The organism is Faecalibacillus sp. MSK20_93, assembly GCF_020589945.1.
GTDB classification, from domain to species: domain Bacteria; phylum Bacillota_I; class Bacilli_A; order Erysipelotrichales; family Coprobacillaceae; genus Faecalibacillus; species Faecalibacillus intestinalis.
Map to the genome: position 1 here is coordinate 1 of NZ_JAJDKA010000114.1, position 2,441 is coordinate 2,441.

Here is a 2,441-nt window from a genome sequence, read left to right on the forward strand (position 1 = left end):
TGGCAGACAGTATCGGAAAAAGCATACAGACCCTTGCAGGCGTAACACAGAACGGTTTTTCCAGCTCTGGCTTCTATGTTGGTTTCCTGCTTCTCATTATCTTGGTGGTGGGACTTTATGTTGCCTATACGGGACTGATAAAAAGAGAAACCAGCAAGGCACTTCACGCTGTTATCAACTTTGTGGTGGTGTTCGTGCTGTCCGCTTCGTTTATTGCCTACGCTCCCGACTACATCAAAAAGATAAATGAATTTTCATCAGATATTAGTACCGCTTCACTTGATTTGGGAACAAAAATCATGCTCCCCAACTCTGACAGCGAGGGCAAGGACAGCGTGGACTTGATACGGGACAGCCTATTTTCTATTCAAGTGGAACAGCCGTGGCTACTTTTACAATTCGGCAACAGCAACGCAGAAGAAATCGGGGCAGACCGTGTAGAAGCTCTGGTATCAGCAAGCCCAGAGGACGAGGACGGAAAGACCAGAGAGAAAGTCGTGAAAACAGAAATCGAGGACAACGACAACAACAATCTGACGATACCGCAGGTGGTAAACCGTTTAGGTATGGTGTTCTTTCTCTTGTTCTTTAACTTAGGTATCACAATATTTGTATTCTTGCTTACGGGTATGATGTTGTTTAGCCAGATACTTTTTATTATCTTCGCTATGTTCTTGCCTATTAGTTTCCTGCTCTCTATGATACCGAGTTATGAAAGCATGGCAAAGCAGGCAATCGTGAGGGTATTTAATACCATAATGACACGGGCAGGAATAACGCTCATTGTAACGGTGGCGTTCAGCATTTCCAGTATGTTTTATAACATTTCCACGGACTACCCGTTCTTTATGGTGGCGTTCTTACAGATAGTATGTTTCGCTGGTATCTATATGAAGCTGGGCGATTTAATGAGTATGTTCTCTTTAAATGCCAGCGACAGTCAAAGCATGGGACGAAGAATTTTCCGCAGACCGTATCTGTTCATGGCACACAGGGCTAGACGAATGGAACGACGTATGGCTAGAGCTGTTAGTCATGGAAGTATGGTTGGAGCTGGAACGGGGTCTGTCGCAGGTTCTCTTTTATCTTCTAATACAGAAAATAAGCGAAACCGTACCAACACACAGCCAAAGCGTAACAATACTTCTATGGGAAGTAAGGCAGGCTCAAAGGTGGGTGCTGTCTTAGATACGAAAAACAAGCTCAAAGATAAGGCTGGTGCGTTGAAAGAAAATCTCAAAGATATGCCGACCCAGACCGCTTATGCGGTGTATTCCGCAAAGGAAAAGGCAAAGTCCAGCGTGTCCGACTTCAAGCGTGGCATGGTGCAGGAACAGCAGTCCAGACAGTCGGGACGTATGGAAAAACGGGAACAGCATAGACAGAATATCGCTGATAAGCGTATGGAACTTCAAAAGGCACAAGAAGCAAGGCAGGCACAGCGAAAGGCTGACGGATCAGCGACAACGGGAGCTACCCGTCCCCATGAGCGACCAGCCACAGCTTCAACCATTCCAAAGCCGAGTACGGAAAAAACGCAGGAAGTCAAACGCCCTGCCACAGCGACCACTTCAAAAGCAAGTGAGCCAGTCAAGACAAATGTTATCAAAGAGCGTCCGTTATCTTCTGGTGCTTCTGATAGGAAAGCGACCCAGTCTGCACAGCCAGTACATAGGCAGAATGTAGAAAAAGTGGTATCGCAGGAAACACGCCAGAATTACATGAAAGACCGCAGGACAAAGGTTCAGCAGACCCAGAGTGTCCAGAAGAACCAGCAGACCACAGAGAAAACCCGTAACCTTGTAACGAAGAAAGGACAGAAGAAAAAATGAAACTGAAACATATCGCTATTATCGGCAGTCTGTTTCCTATCCTCTTTTCTCTGGTGCTTTTCTTTGGTGTGTTGATTAGTGCGGACAGCGACGACGAGAACAGCAATTTTTCTTCTGGCATTACAGGTATGAATTTATCCGCAGAAGTCTTGAAACATCAGCCTATGGTGGAAAAATACGCCAGAGAATACGGTATCTCCGAGTATGTCAATGTGCTATTGGCTATCATTCAAGTAGAAAGTGGCGGTACGGCAGAAGATGTTATGCAGAGTTCGGAAAGTCTGGGACTACCGCCTAATTCCTTAGATACGGAAAGCTCAATCAAGCAGGGGTGTAAATATTTTGCGTCCCTGCTTTCTTCCTGCAAAAATCAAGGTATCGACGATTTGAATGTAGCGATACAGTCCTATAACTATGGCGGTGGTTATGTGGGATATGTGGTAGGAAAAGGAAAAAAGCACACCTTTAACCTTGCGGAAAATTTTGCCCGTGAAAAATCGGGTGGAAAGAAAGTAACCTACACCAACCCGATAGCTGTTGCAAAGAACGGGGGTTGGCGGTATGGCTATGGAAATATGTTCTATGTGGAATTAGTCAATCAATATCTGA

At 45.4% G+C, this 2,441-nt stretch carries 2 protein-coding genes; both read left to right on the top strand.

The genetic code is table 11. From position 1 onward, the window contains the following. A partial coding sequence (locus LJD34_RS15740; RefSeq protein ID WP_227360343.1) for a CD3337/EF1877 family mobilome membrane protein occupies positions 1-1,832 on the top strand: 1,832 nt, incomplete at its 5' end. Further along, positions 1,829-2,441, top strand: a 613-nt coding sequence (locus LJD34_RS15745) for a lysozyme family protein (protein WP_227360344.1), incomplete at its 3' end; no start/stop codon positions are given. The genes LJD34_RS15740 and LJD34_RS15745, both read left to right, overlap by 4 nt.